Origin of the sequence: Corynebacterium sp. MSK047 (assembly GCF_030232285.1) — a bacterium.
GTDB lineage: Bacteria > Actinomycetota > Actinomycetes > Mycobacteriales > Mycobacteriaceae > Corynebacterium > Corynebacterium jeikeium_D.
Window position 1 is genome coordinate 1 of the sequence record NZ_JASPJI010000057.1, and the last position, 898, is coordinate 898.

Below are 898 nucleotides of genomic sequence, written 5' to 3' on the forward strand. Positions count from 1 at the left end.
AAGATGTTCATGGTCTCCCCGATCACTGCCCGGAAATGGGCAGGCCGCTACCGGGAAGAGGGTGAGTTTGGGATGCAGGATCGCTCCAGCAAGCCGCACCGGATCCCAGGCAGGACGCCCGAGCATGTCAAGAAGAAGATCATCAACCTGCGCTGGCGGCTTCGACTGGGGCCAGCCCAGATCGCTGCGCGACTTGGTCTCTCGACGTCGACTGTTCACGCGGTCCTCGTCCGTTGCCGCGTGAACCGCCTCTCGCATATCGATCGTGTCACTGGCGAGCCATTGCGGCGATATGAGCATCCTCATCCGGGATCGTTGATTCATGTCGATGTCACGAAGTTCGGCAACATCCCCGACGGCGGTGGACATCGTTACGTAGGTCGGCAGCAAGGCGCACGGAACAAGCTCGCGACTCCGGGATTACCACGAGGAAAAGATCACAAGCCGCGCACCGGGACGGCGTTCGTTCACACAGTCATCGACGACCACTCCCGCGTCGCATACGCAGAAATCTGGTCGGATGAGCAGGCGAGCACAGCGGTGGGAGTTCTCGAACGCGCCGTGGCCTGGTTCGCCGAACGAGGCGTGACCGTCGAGCGAGTCCTATCCGACAACGGGTCGGCATACAGATCCCACGCATGGAGGGACTTCTGCGCTCGGCTCGGCATCCGACACAAGCGGACACGCCCCTACCGGCCGCAGACGAACGGGAAGATCGAGCGATTCCACCGCACGCTCGGGGACGGCTGGGCCTATGCCAGGTTTTACGGTTCAGAGGCCGAACGACGCCTGGCGCTGCCCGGCTGGCTCCACTTCTACAACCACCACCGACACCACTCTGCGATTGGCGGCGTACCCTTCGACCGACTCAACAACGTCCCTGGACATCACACCTAGC

Annotated in this window: 1 protein-coding gene; it reads left to right on the forward strand. The window is 62.4% G+C overall.

The annotated features are described in order from the left end of the window. Positions 1-897: IS481-like element IS5564 family transposase (locus QP981_RS11165; RefSeq protein ID WP_240941886.1), on the forward strand; the 897-nt coding region annotated here is incomplete at its 5' end. Between the last annotated feature and the right edge of the window lies 1 nt (position 898).